22 protein-coding genes are annotated in these 25,207 nt (G+C 52.6%); 8 read left to right on the top strand and 14 right to left on the bottom strand.

The features are described 5' to 3' along the window. Positions 1–98: 98 nt before the first annotated feature. A complete protein-coding gene (locus tag RRV97_RS09125; protein ID WP_315611339.1) occupies positions 99–1,955 on the bottom strand; it encodes an ABC transporter ATP-binding protein in 1,857 nt (618 codons plus the stop codon). Positions 1,956–2,182: 227 nt separating this feature from the next. Then, complete coding sequence (sstT, locus tag RRV97_RS09130; RefSeq protein WP_315611340.1) at positions 2,183–3,406, bottom strand: serine/threonine transporter SstT; 1,224 nt, start codon at positions 3,404–3,406, stop codon at positions 2,183–2,185. A gap of 446 nt (positions 3,407–3,852) precedes the next feature. On the opposite strand from sstT, the gene RRV97_RS09135 reads away from it, so the two are divergent. Together RRV97_RS09135 and RRV97_RS09140 are read left to right on the top strand one after the other, a co-directional pair. Next, a complete protein-coding gene (locus RRV97_RS09135; protein ID WP_315611341.1) occupies positions 3,853–5,694 on the top strand; it encodes an autotransporter assembly complex family protein in 1,842 nt (613 codons plus the stop codon). A gap of 78 nt (positions 5,695–5,772) precedes the next feature. Beyond that, on the top strand, positions 5,773–9,921 hold the full coding sequence (locus tag RRV97_RS09140) for a translocation/assembly module TamB domain-containing protein (protein WP_315611342.1): 4,149 nt from the start codon (positions 5,773–5,775) through the stop codon (positions 9,919–9,921). A gap of 239 nt (positions 9,922–10,160) precedes the next feature. On the opposite strand, the gene RRV97_RS09145 is transcribed toward RRV97_RS09140, so the two are convergent. The 9 genes from RRV97_RS09145 to RRV97_RS09185 form a co-directional block, all read right to left on the bottom strand. Then, positions 10,161–10,334, bottom strand: coding sequence for a hypothetical protein (locus RRV97_RS09145; RefSeq protein WP_049323681.1), 174 nt, complete (start codon positions 10,332–10,334; stop codon positions 10,161–10,163). Between the two features lie 12 nt (positions 10,335–10,346). After that, positions 10,347–10,925, bottom strand: a complete 579-nt coding sequence (locus RRV97_RS09150) for a sigma-70 family RNA polymerase sigma factor (protein WP_049349246.1) — start codon at positions 10,923–10,925, stop codon at positions 10,347–10,349. A 142-nt stretch (positions 10,926–11,067) separates the two neighbouring features. Further along, a complete protein-coding gene (locus RRV97_RS09155) occupies positions 11,068–11,754 on the bottom strand; it encodes a DUF2063 domain-containing protein (protein ID WP_315611343.1) in 687 nt (228 codons plus the stop codon). Then, the gene (locus RRV97_RS09160; RefSeq protein ID WP_315611344.1) at positions 11,744–12,586 is read right to left on the bottom strand and encodes a DUF692 family protein; all 843 of its coding nucleotides are present in this window, start codon (positions 12,584–12,586) and stop codon (positions 11,744–11,746) included. Before RRV97_RS09160 ends, RRV97_RS09155 begins: the two co-directional genes overlap by 11 nt. An 86-nt stretch (positions 12,587–12,672) precedes the next feature. Further along, the gene (locus tag RRV97_RS09165) at positions 12,673–12,945 is read right to left on the bottom strand and encodes a hypothetical protein (protein ID WP_049333024.1); all 273 of its coding nucleotides are present in this window, start codon (positions 12,943–12,945) and stop codon (positions 12,673–12,675) included. A 109-nt stretch (positions 12,946–13,054) separates the two neighbouring features. Beyond that, positions 13,055–13,504, bottom strand: a complete 450-nt coding sequence (locus RRV97_RS09170) for a DoxX family protein (RefSeq protein WP_315611345.1) — start codon at positions 13,502–13,504, stop codon at positions 13,055–13,057. Between the two features lie 223 nt (positions 13,505–13,727). Then, positions 13,728–16,037, bottom strand: a complete 2,310-nt coding sequence (recQ, locus tag RRV97_RS09175; RefSeq protein ID WP_315611346.1) for a DNA helicase RecQ — start codon at positions 16,035–16,037, stop codon at positions 13,728–13,730. 216 nt (positions 16,038–16,253) lie between these two features. Continuing rightward, a complete protein-coding gene (locus RRV97_RS09180) occupies positions 16,254–16,589 on the bottom strand; it encodes a zinc ribbon domain-containing protein YjdM (RefSeq protein WP_315611347.1) in 336 nt (111 codons plus the stop codon). A 59-nt stretch (positions 16,590–16,648) separates the two neighbouring features. Next, positions 16,649–16,987, bottom strand: coding sequence for a hypothetical protein (locus RRV97_RS09185; protein WP_315611348.1), 339 nt, complete (start codon positions 16,985–16,987; stop codon positions 16,649–16,651). A 443-nt stretch (positions 16,988–17,430) separates the two neighbouring features. Between RRV97_RS09185 and RRV97_RS09190 the strand changes: the two genes are divergently transcribed. Then, on the top strand, positions 17,431–18,387 hold the full coding sequence (locus RRV97_RS09190; RefSeq protein WP_314595051.1) for a DUF2167 domain-containing protein: 957 nt from the start codon (positions 17,431–17,433) through the stop codon (positions 18,385–18,387). 65 nt (positions 18,388–18,452) lie between these two features. Here the strand turns inward: RRV97_RS09190 and gltX are convergent, their stop codons facing one another. Next, entirely contained in the window at positions 18,453–19,847 is a 1,395-nt protein-coding gene (gene gltX, locus RRV97_RS09195) for a glutamate--tRNA ligase (RefSeq protein WP_315611349.1), read from the bottom strand. A 159-nt stretch (positions 19,848–20,006) separates the two neighbouring features. On the opposite strand from gltX, the gene RRV97_RS09200 reads away from it, so the two are divergent. Next, complete coding sequence (locus RRV97_RS09200) at positions 20,007–21,101, top strand: ABC transporter substrate-binding protein (RefSeq protein ID WP_315611350.1); 1,095 nt, start codon at positions 20,007–20,009, stop codon at positions 21,099–21,101. A 117-nt stretch (positions 21,102–21,218) separates the two neighbouring features. Further along, entirely contained in the window at positions 21,219–21,470 is a 252-nt protein-coding gene (locus RRV97_RS09205) for a hypothetical protein (protein ID WP_070826712.1), read from the top strand. Positions 21,471–21,541: 71 nt separating this feature from the next. Here the strand turns inward: RRV97_RS09205 and RRV97_RS09210 are convergent, their stop codons facing one another. Both RRV97_RS09210 and arsC read right to left on the bottom strand, forming a co-directional pair. Further along, positions 21,542–22,198 carry a YdcF family protein gene (locus tag RRV97_RS09210; RefSeq protein ID WP_049323693.1) on the bottom strand — a complete coding sequence of 219 codons (657 nt, stop codon included), beginning with the start codon at positions 22,196–22,198 and terminating at the stop codon, positions 21,542–21,544. A gap of 25 nt (positions 22,199–22,223) precedes the next feature. Beyond that, on the bottom strand, positions 22,224–22,583 hold the full coding sequence (gene arsC, locus RRV97_RS09215) for an arsenate reductase (glutaredoxin) (protein WP_004519164.1): 360 nt from the start codon (positions 22,581–22,583) through the stop codon (positions 22,224–22,226). Positions 22,584–22,752: 169 nt separating this feature from the next. Here arsC and RRV97_RS09220 point away from each other — a divergent pair, with 169 nt between their 5' ends. The 3 genes from RRV97_RS09220 to ftsX all read left to right on the top strand — a co-directional run bounded on the left by RRV97_RS09220 (position 22,753) and on the right by ftsX (position 25,047). Continuing rightward, a complete protein-coding gene (locus RRV97_RS09220; protein WP_315611351.1) occupies positions 22,753–23,235 on the top strand; it encodes a TlpA disulfide reductase family protein in 483 nt (160 codons plus the stop codon). A gap of 247 nt (positions 23,236–23,482) precedes the next feature. After that, positions 23,483–24,133, top strand: coding sequence for a cell division ATP-binding protein FtsE (gene ftsE / locus RRV97_RS09225; RefSeq protein WP_003681151.1), 651 nt, complete (start codon positions 23,483–23,485; stop codon positions 24,131–24,133). After that, complete coding sequence (ftsX, locus tag RRV97_RS09230) at positions 24,130–25,047, top strand: permease-like cell division protein FtsX (protein WP_003747810.1); 918 nt, start codon at positions 24,130–24,132, stop codon at positions 25,045–25,047. The genes ftsE and ftsX overlap by 4 nt, the downstream gene beginning before the upstream one ends. Positions 25,048–25,207: the final 160 nt, after the last annotated feature.

A 25,207-nucleotide genomic window follows, 5' to 3' on the forward strand; every position in this document is an offset into this window, starting at 1 on the left:
TCAACTGAAAAGGGCGGTTATCCCGCCTGCCCTTTGCTTCATGAATAAAGGCCGTCTGAAAATGTTTTCAGACGGCCTTTTATCTTCTTTCAAAGCGTTTAATTGTTTTCCCACTCGACATGCTCACTCAAGAAACCGCCGCTTTGGTGTGCCCAAAGTTTGGCGTACAGGCCTTGTTTCTCGAGCAACTCGGTGTGGCTGCCTTCTTCGATGATGCGGCCTTTGTCCAAGACGATGAGGCGATCCATCGCGGCGATGGTGGAGAGGCGGTGGGCGATGGCAATCACGGTTTTGCCTTCCATCATTTTGTCGAGGCTTTCTTGGATGGCGGCTTCGACTTCGGAGTCGAGCGCGCTGGTGGCTTCGTCAAGCAACAGAATCGGCGCGTCTTTAAGCATAACGCGGGCGATGGCGATGCGTTGGCGCTGACCGCCGGAAAGTTTCACGCCGCGTTCGCCGACATGTGCGTCATAACCGCGCCGGCCTTTGGCGTCGGAAAGGTTGGGGATGAAGTCGGCGGCTTCGGCGCGTTCGGCGGCGGAAATCATTTCGGCGTCTGTGGCGTCGGGGCGGCCGTAGATAATGTTGTCGCGCACGGAGCGGTGCAGCAGGGAAGTGTCTTGCGTCACCAGACCGATTTGGGCGCGCAAGCTTTCTTGGGTCACGCTGTCCACGTTTTGGCCGTCGATCGAAATCGTGCCGCTTTGCGGTTCGTAGAAGCGCAGGAGTAGGTTGACGATGGTGGATTTGCCCGCGCCGCTGCGGCCGATCAAGCCGACTTTTTCGCCGGGTTTGATGTTCAGGTTAAAGCCGTTGAGGAGCGGTTTGCCTGCTTCGTAGGAGAAATCGACGTGTTCAAACTTGATTTCGCCTCGGGTAACTTTCAGCGGCAGGGCTTGCGGCTTATCGAGGATGGTGTGGGGTTTGGACAGGGTGGCCATGCCGTCGTTGACGGTACCGATGTTTTCAAACAATCGGGCGGATTCCCACATGATGTATTGCGACAAACCGTTCACGCGCAATGCCATGGCCGTAGCGGTGGCGACCGCACCCACGCCGACTTGGCCGTGATACCAAAGCCAAATACCCAAGGCGGTCGTGCCGACGGTCAGCGAGCTGTTGACGATAAAACTGCAGGTGTGCAGCAGCGTTGCCAAACGCATTTGGGCATGGACGGTTACCATAAACTCTTCCATCGACTGCTTGGCATAAGCGGCCTCGCGTGCGCCGTGGGAGAAGAGTTTGACGGTGGCGATATTGGAGTAGGCGTCGGTAATGCGGCCGGTCATCAGCGAGCGCGCATCGGCCTGACGCGCAGCGGTTCTGCCGAGCTTAGGAATCAGGAAACGCATAATCATCGCGAATCCAATCATCCAGCAGATAAACGGCACGATAAGCCAGGCATCGAATGAGGACAGAATCACGCCGGAAGTGATGAAGTACACCAACACATACACAACCATATCGGCAACGGTCATCACCACATCACGCAGCGCCAGCGCGGTTTGCATGACTTTGGCGGACACGCGGCCGGCAAACTCGTCCTGATAAAAGCCCAGGCTTTGACCCAGCATCAGGCGGTGGAAATTCCAGCGCAGACGCATGGGGAACACGCCTTGCAGGGTTTGCAGGCGTACATTGGAAGCGAAAAAGGTCCAAACGGCAAAAAATGCCACCATGGCCATCATGCCGATTAATGCATGGCCTTTTTCAACAAAAAGCGTTTGCGGCGTATAAGTGCCGAGCCAGTCGACCACCTTGCCCATAAACTGGAACATCAAGGCTTCCATGATGCCGACGCCGACCGTAAACACGGCCAACACGGCGATCCATTTGCGCACGCCTTCAATGTTGCTCCAAATAAACCGCCACAACCCTTTTTCTGGCGTTTTCGGGGCAGCTTCGGGATAAGGGTCGATGCGGGACTCGAACCATGAGAATATTTTTTTAATCATTGTTTTTGCAAATTTGATAAGACGGCCAGGCCGTCTGAAAAGGATAACTCAAATACATTCAAGGCTGTATTTTACGGGAAAAATCCGACTGATGACAGCAGATACCGTCAGTCCGACCAAACCAATCTATCGGCTTGGCCATCTAAAAATCCCTTTTCTTTGCCCAAAACAAAGGCCGTCTGAAACTTTTCAGACGGCCTTTGCCGGATTGGGCTTAACCCTAAAAACTACTCTTTACGTTGACGACCCAAATCGGCAGCGGCAGTAAACAAAACGTCGGTGGAAGAATTCAACGCAGTTTCTGCAGAGTCTTGGATCACGCCGATGATGAAACCGACGGCAACCACCTGCATGGCCACATCGTTGTCGATACCGAACAGGCTGCACGCCAAAGGAATCAGCAGCAACGAACCGCCGGCCACACCGGATGCACCGCACGCGCTGACGGTAGCCACCAGGCTCAGCAGCAAGGCGGTGGCGAAGTCAACCGTAATGCCTTGCGTGTGCGCCGCAGCCATCGCCAAAACGGTAATGGTGATGGCCGCACCGGCCATATTGATGGTTGCACCCAATGGAATGGAGATAGAGTAAGTGTCTTCGTGCAGACCCAGTTTTTTCGCCAATGCCATGTTCACAGGGATATTGGCGGCGGAAGAACGGGTGAAGAAGGCATACACGCCGCTTTCGCGCAGGCAGGTAAACACCAGCGGGAAAGGATTGCTGCGGATTTGCGTCCACACAATAATCGGATTGACCACCAACGCAATAAACAGCATACAGCCGAGCAATACGGCCAACAGCTGCATATAGCCGGCAAGCGCTTCAAAACCGGTTTCCGCAATGGTAGAGGACACCAAGCCGAAAATACCCAGCGGCGCAAAACGGATAATCCATTTCACAACGGTCGAAACGGTATCGGCCAAATCAGCCGCCACTTGGCGGGTCGTATCCGAACCGTGATGGCGCAAAGCTGCACTCAATATCAGGGCCCAAGCCAAAATGCCGATATAGTTGGCATTGGCCAGCGCATTAATCGGGTTGGCCACCAAATTCATCAGCAGCGTTTTCAACACTTCGATAATGCCGGAAGGCGGTGCAACGGATACATCGCCGGCCGCACGCAGAATCAGCGTGGTCGGGAATGCCATGCTGGCGACAACCGCCACCACAGCCGCTGCAAACGTACCGAAAATATACAAAATCAAAATCGGTTTGATGTGGGCCTGATTGCCTTTTTGGTGTTGCGCAATGGCGGCAGTCACCAAAACAAATACCAAAATCGGCGCGATAGCCTTAAGCGCACCGACAAACAGGCTGCCCAGCAGTCCTGCGCTGATACCGACTTGCGGCGCAACTGCACCCACAAGAATACCTAAAACCAAGCCGATGGCGATTTGTGCCACCAGGCTGACGCTGTTGAGCGCGTTCAAAAGCGGATTGCCACTTGCCATATCCGTTCCTTCAATTTAAAGATATGTTAAAAAAGTCTTACATTCTAAAATAAAAAATCATTTGTCGGCGAGGTTTTCATGCACACCTCACAAAAACAGCATTAAAGTTTAACATTTATAACACAATTGGCACTTTATGCCAAAAATACAGTCAAACCCACTCAAACCCTAATTTAAAGCATACCCATACCATTGCCTTATCCCTCTGTATCTTGATTTCAGACGGCCTGAAATCTGCGCCATAAGGCCGAAGACAAAGGCAACTTCATCAGTAAAAACACAAAAACATAAATATTACAATCGTATAGAAACAAACCAAAATCTTCCCTTAAGTCGCATTTGGCAACATTATCGCGCTAAATTTCCGTTTATAACCATAGCCTGAAACCTTGCAGAAATAATGTTAAAATCCACAGACTGAAGAATTGTCGCTGTCGAACAACATCATGACCAAACTGACCTACCCTGTTTTATTCGCATCTTTGGCGCTCGCCTACGGACACGCGTTGGCAGTAGATACTTCCGTTCCCAAAGCGGAAGACTACGAGGCCGTCCCCGAATCCGAAATGCCCAAGCAGCCCAAAGACGACCAAACAGGCAAACTCAAGCCCAAATTCCCCGTCAAAATCGACACTCAAGACAGCGAAGTCAAAGAAATGCTTGAAGAATACTTGCCGCTGATTACCCAGCAGCAGGACGAAGAGCTGGACAAAGAGCAGGTCGGCTTCCTCGCCGAAGAGGCGCCCGACAACGTCAAAACCATGCTCCGGACCAAAGGCTACTTCAACAGCAACGTCAATATTCAAGACCACGGCGAAAGCTACACCGTCAACGTTACCCCCGGCCCGCGCACCAAAGTCGACAACGTCAGCGTGGCCATCCTCGGCGACGTATTGAATGACGACAACTTGGCCGGGTACTACCAAAATGCGATGGAAAACTGGCAGCAGCCCGTCGGCGAAAACTTCGACCAAGACGGCTGGAGTGCGAGTAAAACCTCCGTCCTCAGCGCGGTAACACGCAAAAAATATCCGTTGGCAAAACTCACCACCACCCAAGCCACCATCAATCCCAATACCCAAAAAGCCGACTTGAACGTCATCGTGGAGAGCAACCGCCCGATTTACTTCGGCGAGTTCCAAATCACCGGCACACGCCGCTACCCTGAGAGCGTGGTTTCCGGCATGGCGCGCTTCCAACCCGGTTCGCCTTACGACTTAGACAAAATCCTCGACCTGCAACAGGCGCTCGAGCAAAACGGCCACTATTCCGGCGCGTCCGTACAGGCCGACTTCGATCAACTGCAAGGCGACCGCGTTCCCGTCAAAATCAACGTGACCGAAGTCAAACGCCACAAACTGGAAACCGGTATCCGCTACGACTCCGAATACGGAATCGGCGGCCGCATCGCCTACGACTATTACAACCTCTTTAACAAGGGCTACATCGGCTCGGTCGTTTGGGACATGGACAAATACGAAACCACGCTGGCCGCCGGTATCAGCCAGCCGCGCAACAACCGCGGCAACTACTGGACAAGCAACGTTTCCTACAACCGCTCGACCACGCAAAACCTTGAAAAACGCGCCCTGTCCAGCGGCATTTGGTATGTCCGCGACCGCAACAATATCGATGCCCGCTTCGGCCTCGAATTCATTACCGAAGACCGCAAAGTCCCCGACACCAGCTACGATTTGGGCCGAAGCCATGCCACCATGCTGACTGCCTCATGGAAACGGCAAAGCATCGAAACCGAGCTGCACCCTCAAAACGGCTACTACCTCGACGGAAAAATCGGCACGACTTTGGGCAAACTCCTCTCCTCCACCCAAATGGCACGCGCCACGGCACGGGCAGGCTATTTCTTCACGCCTGAAAACAAAAAAATCGGTACATTCATCGTACGCGGACAGGCCGGCTACGTTTATGCCCGCGAAGGCGAAGAAGTGCCGTCCAGCCTGATGTTCCGCACCGGCGGCGCGACTTCCGTACGCGGTTACGAACTCGACAGCATCGGTTTGGCCGGCCCCAACGGCTCCGTCCTGCCGCAACGCGCCTTGGTGGTCGGCAGCCTCGAATATCAATTCCCGGTTACCAAAAGCTTCTCCGGCGCCATCTTCCACGATGTCGGCGACGCGGCAAGCAACTTCAAACACATGACCTTAAAACACGGTACCGGCTTGGGTGTGCGCTGGTTCAGCCCGGTTGCGCCGTTCTCCTTCGACATTGCCTACGGCCACCACGACAAAAAAATCCGCTGGCACATCAGCTTGGGCACAAGGTTTTAACAAACATACACCATCCATTCTTTCAGACGGCCTCAGCCATTCCAGGCCGTCTGAACAACAGACAAACAGAAAAATATCATGACCGATACTGCAAACACTTCCACGCCGTCTGAACAACAGCCCGCCCCGCCAAAGCGCAAAAAACGCCTGTTGCGCGGCTTTGTCCTGTCCGCCCTGGGCGTATTGACCGTTTCCGCCGGCGCGATCGGCTGGCTGGTCGGTACGGAATCGGGTTTGCGTTTCGGTTTGTACAAAATCCCGTCATGGTTCGGCGTCAAAATCTCTTCGGACACACTGAAGGGCACGCTGATTGAAGGTTTTGAAGGCGACAAATGGTTGATTGAAACAGACGGTGCGGACATCAAAATCAGCAGCTTCCGCTTTGATTGGAAACCGTCCGAGCTGTTCCGTCCGTCTTTGCATATTACCGAAGTCGTGGCCGGCGACATCGCCATTGTGACCAAGCGCACGCCGCCCAAAGAAGAAGAGCCGTCAAAAGGCCTGCCCGACAGCATAGACTTGCCCGTTACCGCCTATCTCGACCGTTTGGAAACCGGCAAAATCAGCGTGGGCAAGCGTTTTGACAAGCAGACCGTCTATCTCGACCATCTGCACGCGGCCTACCATTACGACAAAAAAGAACACCGCCTCCACATCAAAACCGCCGATACGCCCTGGAGCAGCTCGACAGGCGCGGTGGTGCTCAGTTTGAACAAACCTTACGTCCTCAATACCGCCATCTACACCAAAGGCCAGCTTGAGGGCGAAACCATACACGGCACGGTGCGCCTGTGGGGCAGCCTGCAAGACGTGTACACCGACCTGCTGCTCGACGGCGACAACGTTCATTTGTCTGCCAAATCCACCATCCACCCATTCGCCGACAGCCTCAACGAAACCGTCGGCGAAATCCTGGTTAAAGGTTCCAACATCAATCCGCAGGCCTTCCTGCCCACCCTGCCCAAAGCACGTCTGAATTTCGACGCCACCACCATTCCGTCCTTTACAGACGGCGTTGCGCTGGAAGGCTCGATAGACTTGGAAAACGACCAAGCCGGTTTTGCCGATGAAAACCATATCCCCGTCAAACGCATCCTCGGCGAATTCATCGTCGACGACAAAGGCACGGTCAAAATCGAAGATATCGGCGTCGGCCTGCTCAAAGACGGCAGCATTGACGTATCCGGCTCTATCGACACCGCCCAAGACCAGCTCAAACTCGCACTGGGCATCAACAATACCGGCGCGGACGACTTTGTCCGTCAAAACATCGCAGGCCGTCTGAACGGCAGCATCGACGTCAAAGGTGAAACCTCCTCCCCCGTCGTCAACTGGAATCTCGACAGCGGATTTGCGCGTACAGACGGCATGCTGTTTTTCCAAACCGACAAACAGCTCGGCCAGCGCACACTCAAGCTCGACAACGTCCGCCTGGTTCCGCAAAACGGCGGCGAACTCAACGCCAAAGGCTCGCTCGAGCTCTTCAAAGACCGCAAACTGCAATTGGACATCGTCAGCAAAGCCTTCAACCCTGCGCGTATCGATCCGCAGCTTCCGCAAGGCAGCGTCAACGGCAACATCAACTTGACCGGCATACTGGCGCAAGAAAAATTCGCCGGCAAAATGCAGTTTGCACCGAGTACGCTCAACGGCGTTCCGCTCAGCGGCAAAGCCGACGTCGCCTATGAAAACAAACACCTCTCGCGCGCCCTGACCGACCTGACCCTCGGCAGCAACATCGTCAAAACCAACGGCAGCTTCGGCAAAAAAGGCGACCGCCTCAACCTCAACATTACCGCCCCCGATTTGTCGCGTTTCGGCTTCGGCTTGGGCGGCCTGCTCAACGCGCGCGGCTACATCTCCGGCAGCTTTTCAGACGGCCTCAAAACCCTTGAAGCCGATTTGAACGGCGAAGCGCGCAACTTCAAAGTCGCCGATGCCGTCAACATCCGCACCCTCGACTTCAAGCTTAAGGGTTCGCCCGACACCAACCGTCCGTTGAGTGCCGATATCAAAGGCGAACACATCGCCGTATCCGGCGGCGCAGCCATGATTGACAACGTCAACCTGCTTATCAGCGGCACAGGCTCGCACCACCACATCCGCGGCAACAGCAACATGGCGGTGGACAACAAACGCTACAAGCTCGACCTCGACGCCGCCGGCGGCCTCAACAAAGACCAAACCCAATGGAAAGGCACGGTCGACACGCTCGACATCAGCGGCGCGTTCAACCTCAAACTGCAAAACCGCCTCAACCTCGAAGCCGGCAGCGAACGCGTCTCCCTCAGCAGCGCACGCTGGGCGGCCATGGGCGGCAGCCTCAACCTGCAAAATTTCGTTTGGGACAAAAAAGCCGGCATTACCAGCAAAGGCAGCGCACAAAATCTGCACATTACCGAGTTGCACAACTTCTACACCCCGCCCATCGAACACAACCTCGTCTTGGGCGGCGACTGGGATTTGGCGTACAGTCAAAACGCGCACGGCTTCCTCAACATCAGCCGACAAAGCGGCGACATCATCCTGCCGAACAAAGACCCGAAAAACAAACAGCCTTTGGGACTTTCCGCACTCGCCCTGCGCACCCGTTTCCAAAACGGCCGCATCGACAGCACGCTGGAAGGCAACACCCGCTTCGGCAAAGTTGACGGCACGCTCGGCATCGCCCAACAGTTCGGCAACAACATCAACAACGCCCCTGTCAGCGGCAAGGTCAATATCAGCGTTCCCGATTTGGGCTCGCTCAAATCCTTTATGCCGGCCACAGCCCAAGGCATTGCAGGCCGTCTGAACGCGACCGCCACCATCGGCGGCCGACTCGGTTCGCCCACTGTCAACAGCAACCTCGACCTCCAAACCAATTACGGCCGAGCAGACGGCATTGTCAACATCGGTCAGGGTACCAGCTTCGATACCGCCCCTCTGAGCGGCAAGCTCAACCTGAACGTTGCCAACCTCGAAGTCTTCCGCAACTTCCTGCCCGTCGGCCAAACCCTCAAAGGCCGTCTGAACGCCGCCGTCAACTTGGCAGGCCGTCTGAACGATCCGCAACTGAGTGGACTGATTAACGGCGACAACCTCTATTACCGCCATCAAACCCAAGGCCTGATTCTCGATAACGGCGTCTTGCGTTCACGCCTGCAGGGTCAAAAATGGGTCATCGACAGCCTCAAATTCCACCGAGGCGGCACGATTGAACTCAAAGGCGCGGTCAACCTTGCCAACGCCAACCCCGATGTCGACGTAGACATCGTCTTCGACAAATACCGCACCCTCTCGCGTCCAAACCGCCAACTGCAGCTCTCCGGCGCGGCCAAAGTCCTCTACAATCCGGAAAAAGGCGTATCGCTCAACGGCACGCTCAACACCGACTACGGCAGGTTTGGTTCGCAAAAATCCTCCATGCCGACCCTCGATGACGACGTGGTTGTACTGGGCGAAACCAAAAAAGAAGCAACGGCCACCACGCCGATTAATCTGAACCTTGTCTTGAACATCAACGACAATGTCCGCTTTGTCGGCTACGGCGCAGACGTTACCATCGGCGGCAAACTAACCATCACGTCCCGCCCGGGCGAAGCCGTCCAAGGCGTCGGCACCGTGCGCGTTGTCAAAGGCCGCTACAAAGCCTACGGCCAAGACCTCGACATCACCAAAGGCGCGGTTTCCTTCGTCGGCCCGCTGACCGATCCGAATCTCAACATCCGTGCCGAACGCCGCCTCTCCCCGGTCGGCGCAGGTGTCGAAGTTCTCGGCAGCCTCACCAATCCGCGCGTAACCCTGGTTGCCAAAGAAGCCATGAGCGAAAAAGACAAACTCTCCTGGCTCATCCTCAACCGTGCCAGCAGCGGCAGCGACGGCGACAACGCCACGCTCTCCGCCGCCGCCAGCGCGTTGCTTGCCGGCCAAGTCAACGACCGCATCGGCCTTGTCGATGATTTGGGCTTTACCAGCAAACGCAGCCGCAACGCCCAAACCGGCGAGCTCAACCCTGCCGAGCAGGTCCTGACCGTCGGCAAACAGCTCACCAACAACCTCTACGTAGGTTACGAATATGGCATCTCCAGCGCCGAACAATCCGTCAAACTCGTGTACCAACTGACCCGCGCCATCCAAGCCATTGCCCGCATCGGCACACGCTCATCCGGCGGCGAATTGAAATACACCATCCGCTTTGACAACTGGTTCGGCAAAGACGAACCCGAGCCGGAAGAACAACACTAAAAGCCGTGAAAAAGGCCGTCTGAAATTCATCTTTCAGACGGCCTTTATCTTGTTCTACCGTATTAGAATCTTTCTCCCATGCCTCAAAAGACAAAGGCCAACGGCGCAAGTTTGAAAATAAAGGCAACTAAAAAAGTGAGCGGCCAGCCACGGCTTATTCAAGATTAGCGATAAATCAAGCGAACACAAAAAGGCCGTCTGAAACTGACAGGGCAGGTTTCAGACGGCCTTTTTTTGAATCATCGAAACATCTTGTGCATGGCGTTGCTGATTAATTCGAGCTGTTTCTTATATTCGCGGCAACGGGGACAGAGCGACAGGTGCACGGCAAGGGCAATGCGGTTAAAAAGACTGAGACGCACTTGGTCTTGCTGTTTGGAAATCAGATCGGTTATTTTGCGGCATTTTTTCATGGCGTTTTCCTGTCAGACATGGGAGAACCATTTGATTTGCAGGCACTGGCGCAAGGTTTCGCGCGCGCGGTGCATAATAGTGTGGTAGTTGGCATGGCTGATGCCGCATTGCTCGCGGATTTCATCGCTTGAAAATCCGAGAATCTCTTTCATGGTGAACACGCGGGCGGTGTTTTCCGGCAGGTGGTAGAGGCAGGTCTGCAAAACTTGGTAGAACTCTTTATTGTTCAAACTGGCTTCGGGCGAGTCCCAACCCTGAGGCTGTCCTTCGTCCGTCCAATGCCCGTCTGCGGCAAAATGTCCTTCAAAGGCTTCATCCAAGGCTTCCTCGTCGCGCGTGACGAAAACTTGGCGTTGCCGTCCGATTTGGCGCAGGCAGTCGGTAATTTTGTTTTTTAAGATTGCAAACAGCCAGCTGCTCACTTGTGCATCTCCTTTGAAACCTTCGGCCGCGCGGTAGGCGGAAAGCATGGTTTCCTGTACGAGGTCTTCCGCCAAATCGGGGCGGTCGGGCAGCTGGATATGGGCAAAGCGCAGCAGCAGTTTGCGGGATTCGGCAAGCTCGGCATCGGTCAGTTCGGGTAGGGCCATAATGTATCAGTATGAAAGGAATGATCAATATGCTTCTGATTTTACGCTGATACGGCAAGAGCATGCGATTGAATCTATAAACGATTTCAGTAGTATTTTTGTTTTACCGAAACCGACTGCGCCCGTTTCAGACGGCCTTGATTTATGCCGCAACCAAAATGCCCTGTTCCAGCCAATCCGTCCATTTCTGCCTTAATGCGTCCTGCCAAACGTTTTCAGACGGCATGAACTCTGCCAGCATGGTTTGCAGGCCGTTTAGGGAAGTGGGCGTCTCTGCCAGCGTTTCCAGCAATAAGGCGTCGAATCCATCAAGCGTTTGATACATCACGTCGTCTTCCTTATCGCGCCACACCAAAACGGCGGTTTCCGCCTCCTGCAATTCGTCCGTCACGTCATACTGATAACGGCGCACAAAAGCGGCGGGAGAAAGGGTGTGCGCCAAATCATCTGAATCGGCGGACGAGGCTTCGCTGTCGGTTTGAGCGGTTTCGGCGAGCAGCTGGGTGTGTTCAAAGTCCATCAATGCCAAAAGGTCGTCTGAAAGCGGCAGGCTTTGGCAGTATTGGAGGAACTCGCCGGGAATTTCTTGAAAATAGGGCGTTTGGGCGTGCGCGTCGCGGACGAAACCCTCTTTCAGACGGCCCCATTCTTCGCTGTCAAAGTATTGCAGCGTTTCGGTATAGCAGCGGTCGATAAAGCTGTGAATATTGTTGCGTATCAGGCGGATATAGACGTTTAAGCGGTCTTGCGGCAGTCCGTCGGCGGCTTCGCCTTCGCGTATGGCTTGGGCAAAGCGGTGTTGGTATTGGGCGGAGGTTTCAGGCTGCACGGCGGTATTCCTTTCCGGCACGCATTTGATAGTCGGCGATTTTAGCGACTTCAGCTTCGAGTTCGGCAAAAGGCGGGAAATTGAAATCGCGTTCCAACAGGGTGGGCGGAATCGTCGGCAGTTTGGCATAGGCCAGTTCGAGCAAATCCCAAACGGTCGGTAAAACCGCCGCGCCGTGGGTATCAATCAACAATTCCGGTGTTTCCACATCATGTCCGGCGATGTGGATATAGCACACGCGCCCTGCATCCACATTTTCTAAAAAGGTTTCGGGCGACAACAGGCCGTGGTTGACGGCGTTGACGTAAATATTGTTCACATCGAGATGAATGCCACAGTCGGCCTCGCGTGCAACGGCGTTAAGGAACTCAACCTCGTTCATCTCGGCAAGCGGGGAATGCAGGTAGTAGGACGTATTTTCTACAGCAATGCGGCAGCCCAACCGGTCTTGCACTTCGCGGATACGGCGCGCGGTATGTTGCACCATTTCTTCGGTGAAGGGCAGCGGCAAAAGGTCGTAGAGATGACCGCCGTCGTGGCAGTAGCTCAAATGGTCGGAGAAAAACGTGCAATCGTAACGGCGCATCATTTCTTTGATTCCGTCTATCAAGGCGGTATCCAGCGGGGCTTGTCCGCCCAACGACATGGATAATCCGTGCAATGCCAGCGGCAGCCGCTCTGCCACGTGGTCAAACTGTTTGCGCGCCCTGCCGCCCATTTTCAGCCAGTTTTCGGGGGCGGCTTCGATAAAGCATATCGGGCTGTCGTCTGAAAGCGAGAGGAAGTCTTCCGCTAAGTCGCGGCGGTAGCCCAAGCCTGCATGTTGAATCATGGTGATGTCCTGTTATGGTGCCGTATGAACGACAAAGTCGCATTTTCGTTTGTAAAATGCGACTTTGTTAAAGGTATGTTGCAGGATTATTTAGAACCGCATTTACCTTCGCCGCATTTGCCTTCTACTACTTTGGCAGCTTTGGCTTTAGATGCTTTGCCTTTTTTGGCGTGTGCTTTTTTCATGGCTGCGCCGCAAGAACCTTCACCGGCTTTGGCAGCCGCGCCGCAAGTACCTTCGGCAGCTTTAACAGTTTTCTCAACGGCCACGTCGCTGGCGGCTTTATCAGCGGCAACAACACCGGCAGCCAAAGACAGGGACAGTGCACCGGCCAAAGCAGCAGCTACATTTTTTTTCATTTCAACTTCCTTTTTAAAATATGGGTTTAAATAAATCAAGGGATAATATCGGGCATTTAAAGTCGGCCCGCGACCATTAATCCTTAAAGATAATCCTTAAAGATAATCCTTAAAGAAAATGCTTGATGCGGCAACAGCGTTTCTTCAGCAGTGCATCCAAAGACAGACGGCCAGCGCCCTGTAACAGGACAGGAAATAAAACCACCAAATAAATCAGTGCCATTTTATAACCGTTGTCGCACACATTGTAACCCAAGCCGGCATGTACCGCAGACCATGCGACAGCCGTTACAACCATCAATCCCAACGCAGACAGCCGCGTTGCCAAGCCGACGATAAGCAGCGCAGGCAAAACCAGTTCCGCATACATCGCCAAATTCCAGTTGACCGTATCCGACAACAAATTGAACGGAAAGGGAAATTGACTGTTTATTTCTGCAAACCAGTTTTCCCCGTTCCATTTTTCCAGGCCGGATTCAAGAAATTCATACGCGGTAAAAAGCCTGAGTGCCAACAAACCGAAAGCGGCCTGCCAAGAGGGGTTGGATGAGGTGTTCATTTATTTTCCTAATCGATGTGTGTCGAATGGGATGGGACGAAAAATCCATCGACACCATCCCATTTTTCATGCCTGTTTAGACGCGGCAGCTTTAAAAAACTGACAAAACAAATGAAGATATTTTCTTATTCATTGTTTTATAAAGATTAAAAATTCAAAAAGGCCGTCTGAAACACCATGTTTGATTGGGTTTCAGACGGCCTTTGATGATAATTGCAATCCATTAATCCGCTTGTTTGCACAATTCAACAATTTCCGCGCCGTATTTGTCAGTTTTTTCCTCATTCATGCCGTGGATTTCCGCCAGCTCCGCCAAATCTTGCGGCCGTCGGGCGGCAATGGCGCGCAGGGTAACTTTGCTGCATATCTGATAGGCTTCGAGGCCTTCATGGCGGGCAGTATCGATGTTCCACTGAAGCAGGCGGCGCATCAAGCGGCGTTTGCGTTTGTCCTCTTCGCTCAGGCCGTCTGAAAACGGGCGGCAGATGTTTAAAATGCCCTCGCCGTATTGTTCGATGCGTTTTTCGCCGAGTTTATACACGCCCAAAAGGTCGATGGGTTCGGCAGGCGTATTGGTCAGCAAATCGTCCATGCTCTCGTTGGAGAATACCGTTCCCAGCGTGACTTGATCAGCACTTGCCTGCTGCTCGCGCCAAGTTTCCAAAGCCTGTTTTAAGGCTTGTTCGCGCTCGCCCAAGCTGTAGATAACTTGTGCGCTGTCTGTGGAAACCGTAGCGGCTTCGGCCGTTTCGCAAACGTCGAGTATCTCCAAACCGAATTTATTGATTTTCGCCTCGCCCAAGCCGTAAATTTGATGTAAATCTTCCAAACTTCGGGGCATTTTTTCGACAATATCGCGCAGGGTTTTGTCGCCGCAAACCACATAGGCCGGCACTTCCTCTGCCCGGGCGCGTTGTTGCCGCCATTGGCGCAATGCCTGCCACAAACGCTCTTCGCGTTCCGTACGCAACCAATCGTCTTTCGGCTTTTGGGTGGCCGTTTTTTCGCGGCGTAGGGGACGCAGCATGACTTCGGTTTCGCCCTTGAGGACTTTTTTTGCCGCTTCGGTCAGCTGCAGGGCTTGATGTTGCTCGACATTGACGGTGAGATAGCCCAAGCTGATGCACTGGCGGATGACGCTGCGCCATTCTTTGTCGGTCTGTTCGCTGCCGATGCCGAATGTGGATAACTTGTCATGGCCGTTGCGCTGTATCCAATCGTCGCTTTTGCCGCGTAAAAGGTTGGTGATGTAACCGGCGGCAAAACGTTGTCCGGCGCGGTACACGCAGCTGAGTAATTTTTGCACCAACACCGTGCCGTCAAACCGCACGGGCGGATGCAGGCAGTTGTCGCAATGGCCGCAGGGTTCGGATTCTTCGCCGAAATGTTTGAGCAGCAGTACGCGGCGGCAGGCGGCGGTTTCGCAGACGGAAAGCATGGCATCAAGTTTTTGCATTTCGATTTGCTTTTGCACTTCGTCGCTGTTGCCTTCGGCAATCCGTTCGCGCAGCAACACCCAATCGTTCAAGCCATAACACAGCCAGCTCACGGCAGGCAGCCCGTCCCGGCCGGCGCGCCCAGATTCCTGATAGAAATGTTCGACACTTTGGGGCATATCGAGATGGGCGACAAAGCGCACGTCGGGTTTGTCTATGCCCATGCCGAACGCCACGGTCGCCACCACAATAATATTGTCTTCATGCGTAAAGCGGCGTTGGTTTTCCTCGCGCACATCCATGCTCAAACCGGCATGATACGGAATCGCCTCCAAGCCGTTTTCACACAAAAACTGCGCCACATCCTCGACTTTTTTGCGGCTTAGGCAATACACAATGCCGCTTTGCCCATGCATCTGCTTGCGGATGAAATCCAGTAATTGTTTTTTGCCATTATTTTTTTCGATAACCTGATAATAAATATTCGGACGGTCAAAGCTGGAAATAAATTCGGGTGCATTGTCCAAGTGCAGATAATGCTTGATGTCGGCGCGCGTGGCCGCATCGGCGGTAGCGGTCAGGGCGATGCGCGGGACGTTCGGATAGCGTTCGGCAAGCATGCCGAGCTGTTGATATTCGGGGCGGAAATCGTGTCCCCATTGGCTGACGCAATGCGCCTCATCAATGGCAAACAGGCTGACGGTTTGTTGGTCGAGAAAACGTAAAAAGCGGTCGGTAACCAAGCGTTCCGGCGCAACATAAAGCAGTTTCAGACGGCCTTGGGCAAGCTTGTCGGCAATCTCACGCGCCTCATCTGCCGATGTGCTGCTGTTGACTGCCGCCGCTTCAATCCCGGCCACATGCAGGCTGGCCACTTGGTCGTTCATCAGCGCAATCAGCGGCGATACGACAACCGCCACGCCTTCGCGCATCAGCGCCGGAATCTGGTAACACAAAGACTTGCCCCCGCCCGTCGGCATCAGCACCATCAAACTCTCGCCGCCGGCCAAAGCATTGACGATAGCCTCCTGCTTGCCACGAAATTCGGGATAACCGAATACTTCGTGCAAAATCTGTTTGGCGGTCGGCTGAGGCATCATGGTTCCGTAGAATAGGGGAAAGCGTTATTTTAACGGTTTTACACCCGCGTATGTGTGGAACATTTTGCCGCCGCTTTTTCAGACGGCCTGGAATTCAACCCTATTAAATTTATTTAATTTTAAATAAAGATTTATTTTATTTTGAATGAGATGTATAAAGGCCGTCTGAATCCTAATCTTCGGATTTCAGACGGCCTTTCAAAAATAAAATCTTTAGGCTTTTTTGACGAACTCAGATTTCAAGTTCATCGCGCTGCCATCGATTTTGCAACCGATATTGTGGTCGCCCTCTTGCAGGCGGATGCCTTTGACTTTGGTGCCTTGCTTGATGACCATAGAGCTGCCTTTGACTTTCAAATCTTTAATCAAGACAACCGTATCGCCATCTTGCAAGACCGCGCCGTTGGCATCTTTGACTTCCAATACATCATCGCCGGCAGCCGCAGCATCGGCCTCGTTCCACTCATGGGCGCACTCAGGGCAAACGTATTGAGCGCCGTCTTCGTAAGTGTATTCGGAGTGGCATTTCGGGCAGGGAGGTAGGGACATGAGGTTTCCTTATAAATATGATAAAAGAAGCGTAAAACGTAAATAATACAATGTCTAAATTATTGATTCGCCTTGCTGCCGCCTGCGCCGTAAACGGCATTCCACGCCGCGTCCAACATCTGGCCGGCTTGTTGCAGCTTGGCATTTTGCTGCTCTTTCTGAGCCAAGGCCGTCTGAATTTCGCCTTTCAAACGGTCAATATCGGATTGCGCAGCCTGCAAACGGCGCTGCGCGCTTTCCAAATCACTTTGCAGGGAAATGATTTTGCTATCGTTGCTGTTTTGCTCATGCAAAGCAGCGCGGTAAACCGATTGGACGGACAGCAAACGGTCTTCCGCCTCACCGGCATACGCTGCGGCGGCGGATAACATCATCAGGACAAGTAAGGTTTTTTTCATGGGTTTCCTTTAAAGTTGTTTGATTTGTAAAGTAAAGCGCAGAGCCGATTTTTCAGCCGCCAAGTTTACATAATAGGCTTATTGGTCTTTGTTCTTGATGGCTTATTTTATCCAATCCGGACATTCAGGCTGCTGATAAAAGTTAATTCGATCAGCAGTTGTGACAGGCAGGCGGCTATTATTTTCTCATATTCTCCGCCTTATTCCATTATTTTCTGGTTTTATTAGAAAAGGCCGTCTGAAAATTTTCAGACGGCCTTTTTAAATTTCAAAACGATTACTTTGCCTCCCCTCAAAAAACTTTCCTGTATTTTTTAAATTACAGTCATATTTAGATATGTAAATATGATTTATTTATTGTAAAATTTACCCTTTAGTCATGCCGGAGCATATGGTGTTGCGGCTGTCTGCATCTTTTTTAATTCTTCTTTCATGAGAACCCTATGATGAAAAGCAACCGTCTCGCCTACGCTGTTTTGGCCGCCCTCTTATCTATCCAAACCTTACCTGCGTCTGCTGCCAAAGCTGACACTGCTTCTGCCGTTGAGGCATCTGAGCAAGAAGCGCAACAAGCTCCGGATTCTGCCACAAACTATGTTGACGACCAGATCGTCCAAGGCCCGGCAACCGTTGATTTGGGCAATCAGGCCAAACTGAAACTGCCTGCAAAAATGGTCTTTGTGAAAAAAAATCGCGCCAACGCCATGATGAGGGAAGCAGGCAACGCCACAGATCCCAACCGCTACGGCCTGATTCTCCCCGAGTCGGAAAACGAGGACGGTGACACCAATTGGATAGTAGACCTGACCTTTACCGATTCCGGCTACATCAAAGATGATGATGCCAAAGAATGGGATGTTGAAGCCATGCTCGAGCAGCTGAAAGAAGGCACCGAGGAACAAAACAAAGAGCGAGCCTCCCGCAACATACCGGAAATAGAAACACGCGGCTGGGTAGAAAAACCGCAATATGATGCAAAGACCCATCGTCTGATTTGGTCGATTGACATTCTGAATAAAAACGAACCCGACCCCAATCCTACCATCAACTACAATACTTTCCAGCTGGGACGCGAAGGCTATATTGAATTGACTATGATCACCGATTTGAAAAGCATAGATCAATACAAACCTATTGTGCAAGAATTGTTGGGTAATATCGAATTCAATGAAGGCAAGCGTTACAGCGATTTCAATGCCGCAACCGACAAAGTGGCCGAATACGGACTGGCTGCCTTGGTTGGCGGTATCGCTGCAAAAAAACTGGGATTATTGGCCTTGGCCGGCGCATTACTGGCTAAATTCGGCAAACTGATTATTTTCGGTGCTGTTGCAGCAGGCGCATTGTTTAAAGGCCTATGGCGCAAAAAAGATAAAAACAAACCGAACGAAGAAGAATAAATAAATCCTGTTCAAAATAAAAAGGCCGTCTGAAACATTTCAGACGGCCTTTTATCATTCATGCCTTACGAACGAATCCGTTTCAACACTTCTTCTTTGCCGATTAATGCCAATACGGCATCGACGCTTGGGGTTTTCGCCGTACCGCAGACCGCGAGGCGCAGAGGCATACCGAGTTTGCCCATTTTGATGCCTTCTTCGTCGCAGAAAGGTTTAAAGAGGTCGTGGATGGCTTCGGCGTTCCAGTCTTCCAGCCCTTCGAGGCGTTCGGCAAAGCGCAGCATACGGGCAGCAGCTTCATCGTCCCAGTGTTTCTGCACATCTGCTTCGGCAGGCGTTTGTTTGACGTAGAAGTAGAGGCACTCGTCGGCGAGGGTGTTCAGGTCTTGGGCGCGGTCTTTGACCAATGCCAACACGTCTTCCAAAGCAGGCTTGCTGGTTTCATGGATATCGCGCAGGGCGAGGCGGGGTTTAACGAGTTCAGCCAGTTTTTCGTTGGGCGTGATTTTGATGTGTTCGCCGTTGATCCAGTAGAGTTTCTTCAAGTCCATACGGCTTGGAGACGGGGAAACGTCTTTCAAATCAAACCATTCGATGAATTGTTCCATTGTGAAGAATTCGTCGTCGCCGTGCGCCCAGCCCAAGCGTGCCAAATAGTTGAGCATGGCTTCGGGCAGGATGCCCATTGCGCCGAAGTCGGTAATGGCAACGGTATCACCGCTGCGTTTGGAGATTTTTTTGCCTTGTTCGTTAAGAATCATGGGCAGGTGGCCGTATTCGGGCAGGGTGGCGCCAATGGCTTTTAAGATGTTGATTTGTTTCGGGGTGTTGTTCACATGGTCGTCGCCGCGGATAACGTGGGTAACACCCATGTCGTAGTCATCCACGACAACGCAGAAGTTGTAGGTCGGTGTGCCGTCGGCGCGGGCAATAATCAGGTCGTCAAGCGCTTCATTGGGAATGGAGATTTCACCTTTGACCAAGTCCGTCCATTTGGTCACGCCGTCCAAAGGTGTTTTGAAGCGGACGACGGGTTGCACGTCGGCAGGGTTTTCTGGCAGGGTTTTGCCTTCTTCCGGACGCCAGCGGCGGTCGTAAGTCGCCGTGCCTTCTTTTTCGGCTTTCTCGCGCATGGCTTCCAGCTCTTCTTTGCTGCAATAGCAGTAGTAGGCATGGCCTTTTTCTAAAAGTTCGGCAATGACTTCTTTATAGCGATCGAAACGGCGGGTTTGATACACGACGTTGTCGGCGTTGTCGTAGTCCAGGCCGACCCATTTCATGCCGTCGAGGATGATGTTGACGGATTCGGCAGTAGAGCGCGCCAAGTCGGTGTCTTCGATACGCAATAGGAACTCGCCTTTATGATGGCGGGCAAACGCCCATGAAAACAAGGCGGTGCGTACGCCGCCGATGTGCAGGTAGCCGGTGGGGCTGGGGGCGAAACGGGTTTTGACGGTCATGATGGCTCCAAAATCTTTTAAAACGGTTATTTTACTTTTTCGGCAAGGTTTAAACAATGTAAGGCCGTCTGAAAATAATGTCGGCGCAGAAGGACCGTCTGGGAACTTTTCTCCTAAAAACAAAACAAATGATAATCATTTCTTTGAAAGTATCCGCTCATGAACAAACGCGCTTTATTTGCCGCCCTCGCCCTCCTGCCCCTTTTTGCCCAAGCCGAAATCAAAACTATCAAAGACGTATTGGGACGCGAAGTCAAAGTCGATGTCCCTGTCAAACGCGCGGTTTTGGCGTTTTACTACCCCGACTATATCGCGGTAACGGGCGCGGACAAATTTAAAAACGTCATCGGCATTTCGCGTGAGTTTTGGGAGAAATTCAATCCCGGCAGCTGGGCGATGTTCAAACAGAAGCTGCCTACGCTGCAAAACATTGCGGACATCGGCAACATCAACACCGGCACGTTTTCACTGGAGAAAACGCTCGCGCTCAAGCCGGACGTATTGATTCTGGCCGACTGGCAGTATAAGGCCGTCGCCACCCACCTGCCGCGTATCGAAGCGGCAGGCATACCCGTCGTCGTGGTCGATTTCAACGCCGAAACCGTCGCGCGGCACACGCGCAGTGCGGAAATTTTCGGCGAACTCAACGGTACGCAGGCGCGCGCCCAAAAAATTGCCGCCGAATACGCCCGAGGCATTGCCGACATCCAAAAACGCGTCGCGCGCGCCAAGCAGTCCAAACCGAAAATCTATATCGAGTTCGGCGACAAAGGCCCGTCCGAATACAGCTACACCTTCGGCAAAGATATGTGGGGCGCGATTGCCGACACAGCAGGTGGCAACAATATCGCCGCGCCTTACGTTAAAAACTGGGGACCGGTAAACCCTGAAAAATTCCTGACGGCCAAACCCGACGTCATCGTCATTTCGGGGACGGAAAACGGCCATAAAGACAAGCCTGACATTATGGCGATGGGCATAGGCATCAGCCAGGCCGATGCGCAACGCCGCCTGGCCGGATTTGTCAAACGCAAAGGCTGGGCAGACATTCCTGCCGTCAAAAACAAACGCGTTTACGGCATCTACCACACCGCCTCCCGCTCGCTCACCGATTTGGCCAGCGCGCAATTTATCGCCAAAACCCTGTATCCGCAGCAGTTTGCCGACATAGACCCAAACAAGACCTATCTGGACTTCTACCGCAAATACCTGCCCGTCATGCCGGACGGTACGTTTTACATCCGATTGAAATAGCGGCTGCAAAAATCATAGGCTCAGGCCGTCTGAAGATTCAGACGGCCTGAACATGCTATGCCGATAAAGATTTAATGAGTATAATTACTGTTCTTTCAACAAAATTACTGGGTACGTATGAACGGACAAAACCAAATCGACCAGCCTCAGGCTCCGGTCGTCAGCATCAAAGAATGGTTGCTAACAAACTTGATTTTGATGATTCCGCTAGTCAATATAGTTATGACGCTTGTATGGGCATTCGGCTCAAACACCAATCCGAATAAAGCCAATTATTTCAAGGCTGCCTTGATTCTGTTTGTCATCTATCTGGTACTGGCTGTAGCTGTAGTCATTTTTGGCAGTGCAGCTGCAAATCAATATCAATAAGTAAGCATACATTTAGGCCGTCTGAAACCTAAAAGGATTCAGATGGCCTTTTAACATGGATTACCGAAGGCTCAACCACCTATCCAATTCCAAACCGCATCGCTCCATTTGCCGATACGGTAGAGAAACAAGGAATAGCTCTCCTGCATCAGGAACTTGGCTTTCTTGTTGCGCTCGTCAAAGCGCGTGGTCGGGGTGGCGGAGAACTGCGCGTCCGACAAGCCCAAATCGGCGGCCATTTCTTCTGCGCGCGCCAAATGATACGGGTCGCTGACAACGATAATGCTGCCGACTCCGTTGGCGTGCATGATGGGGACGATATTGCGCAGGTTTTCGTAAGTGTTGCGCGAAGTGTTTTCAAACAGGATATTGTGCGCCGGTATGCCCTGCTTGAGCGCGTATCGGCGCCCCACTTCGGCTTCGGTCATGAATCCCTTTTTGGGCGTGCCGCCGGTGAAAATGATTTTGCCAACCCGATGGCTTTGGTAGAGCGTGATGGCGTGGTTGATGCGCTCACGGAATACCGGCGACGGGCGTTTGTCCCACGCCGCCGCACCCAACACCACCGCCGCATCGGCATGAGCGTCCTTCGGCAAGGTGTGCGAACCTGTCCGGTAAATCTGCCATGTGCCGCTCAAAAAAATACCGCACACCAGCAAAACGCTCAAAGCAAGGCCGCGAAACAGGTAATATCGCAGGCCATTGCGGCTTTTAAGCAGGGAAATCATCTTCAGACGGCCTTATCCAACCCTATCAGCCGAGTAGGGCGGCAATGTTTTCCAACGGACGGCCGATGGCTGCGCGCGTAGGCGTTACCAAAACGGGACGCTCGAGCAGGGCGGGGTGTTCGGCGATTGCCTGAAGCAGAGCGGCATTGTCCAAATCGGGATTGTCCAAACCCAATTCTTTGTACAAATCGTCTTTCGTGCGCATCATGCCGCGCACCGATTCGATACCGAGTTTGGCAAACATATCCTGCAAAGTCGCCAAATCGGGCGCGGTATCCAGATATTTGACCACGTCGGCGGCAACGCCTTTTTCTTCGAGCAAAGCCAGCGCGGCACGCGATTTGCTGCAACGCGGGTTGTGATAAAGTGTGAATTCAGACGGCATGAAACTCTCCGTATTATTGCAAAATCATTCAATGATGGCGGTTATTATCGTCTGCAACTGATTTTTACTCAAACTTTTTACTTGATATCTTGATACGAATCGGTAGGCATACCCACTAAACCGTTTTACAATAAACCCAATTTCGATTGGCAACCTCAAGGATACAACCATGAAAGCCTTAACCGCCCTTCTCTTGTCCGCCGCCGTTTTTACCGCTGCACCGGTCTTTGCCGCCGATGAAACGGCAGGTTGGCAGGACAACAAACCGCAAAGCCTAGAATCGCTCAAAGCCCCCGTGCGCGTGGTCAACCTTTGGGCAACCTGGTGCGGCCCCTGCCGTAAAGAAATGCCTGCCATGTCCGCATGGTACAAAGCGCAGAAAAAAGGCAGCGTCGATATGGTCGGCATCGCACTGGATACGACCGACAATATCGGCAAATTCCTGAAACAAACGCCGGTCAGCTACCCGATTTGGCGTTACACCGGCGCCAACAGCCGCAACTTCATGAAAGCCCACGGCAACAACGTCGGCGTATTGCCTTTCACTGTCGTTGAAGCGCCGAAATGCGGCTACAAACAAACCATCACCGGAGAAGTCAACGAAAAAAGCCTGACTGCCGCCGTGAATTTGGCCAAAACAAAATGTAAATAAAACAGCGGATAGGGTGCTTAACCTATGCTGATACCGAGGCCGTCTGAAACCCAACCGTTCAGGCGGCCTTTTTTCAAACCATGTTGTTTTGTGTTGCAAACCGGCAGTGTATCCGCCGGCAGAACCGGGGTTTCACTATCAAAAAGCAGCCGAAATATTTATAATCTGTGAATATCCCCATTTTTTCAGACGGCATGTTGCCTATCGATGACGCCGGCCGTCTGAATCCCTATTTTCAGGAAAACCCATGATCCGTTTCGAACAAGTTTCCAAAACCTATCCCGGCGGTTTCGAAGCCCTGAAAAATGTCAGTTTCCAGATTAACAAAGGTGAGATGATTTTTATCGCCGGCCATTCAGGCTCGGGCAAATCCACCATTTTGAAGCTGATTTCAGGCATTACCAAGCCTACCAAAGGCAAGGTTTGGTTCAACAACCAAGACCTCGGCACCTTGAGCGACAATCAGATCGGCTTTATGCGCCAACATATCGGCATTGTCTTCCAAGACCACAAAATCCTCTACGACCGCAATGTCTTGCAAAACGTTATCCTGCCTTTGCGGATTAGCGGCTATCAGCCGCGCAAAGCGGAAGAGCGTGCGCGTATTGCGATTGAGAAAGTCGGCTTGAAAGGCCGCGAAAACGATATGCCCATCACTTTGTCCGGCGGCGAACAGCAGCGTTTGTGCATCGCGCGTGCAGTGGTTCACCAACCCAGCCTGCTGATTGCCGACGAGCCGTCCGCCAGTCTTGACCGCGCCTACGCGCTGGATATTATGGAATTGTTTAAAACCTTCCATGAAGCAGGCACGACCGTGATCGTGGCGGCGCACGATGAAACACTGATGGCGGATTACGGCCATCGCGTCTTGCGCCTACAGAAAGGACGCCTCGCATGAGCATGATTCACTACATCTCGTTACACGTCGAATCGGCGCGCGCCGCGCTCAAAGAGCTTCTGCGCCAACCCATCGGCACGCTGCTGACCCTGCTCATGCTTGCCGTTGCCATGACCTTGCCGCTGTTTATGTATTTGGGTATCCAAAGCGGACAAAGCGTGTTGGGCAAACTCAACGAGTCGCCGCAAATTACGGTCTATATGGACACCGATGCGGCAAGTTCTGATGCCGATACGGTGAAAAACCTGCTCCAACGCGACAGCCGTATCGATAAAGTCCGCTTCATCAGCAAGCAGGAAGGTTTGGAAGAATTGCAGACCAATCTCGACCAAAACCTCGTTTCCATGCTCGATGGCAACCCGTTGCCCGACGTCTTTATCGTTACGCCCGACCCTGCCACTTCTCCGGATCAGATGCAGGCCATCTATAAAGACATTACCAAGCTGCCGCGCGTCGAATCGGCAACCATGGATACGGAATGGGTACAAACCCTGTATCGTATTAACGAATTTATCCGCAAGATTTTGTGGTTCCTCTCGCTGACATTGGGCATGGCCTTTGTCTTGGTGGCACACAACACCATCCGCCTGCAAATCCTCAGCCGCAAGGAAGAGCTGGAAATCACCAAGCTATTGGGTGCGCCCGCTTCCTTCATCCGCCGTCCTTTCCTTTATCAGGCAATGTGGCAGAGTATTTTCTCTGCCGCCGTCAGCTTGGGCTTGTCGGCCTGGCTTTTGGCCGAAGTACGGCCGCTGGTGGACGCGATTTTCAAACCCTACGGTCTGAACATCGGCTGGCGTTTCTTCACATTTAGCGAAGTGTCGCTGGTATTCGGCTTCGTCATCGCGCTGGGCGTATTCGGCGCATGGCTGGCCACCACGCAACACCTCTTAGGCTTCAAAGCCAAAAAATAAACCTTGGCAAACAGGCCGTCTGAACCATTCAGACGGCCTGAAATCTTATCCTTTCGCAACGTAAACAAACCTTGTGAAAATTTAATACTGCCAAATCTAACAGCAAGGGCATAATCCCTTATAATTGATGGTTTATTACCCATCTCATTTCATTTGTGCG

Origin of the sequence: Neisseria sp. DTU_2021_1001991_1_SI_NGA_ILE_055, from assembly GCF_032342915.1 — a bacterium.
GTDB lineage: Bacteria > Pseudomonadota > Gammaproteobacteria > Burkholderiales > Neisseriaceae > Neisseria.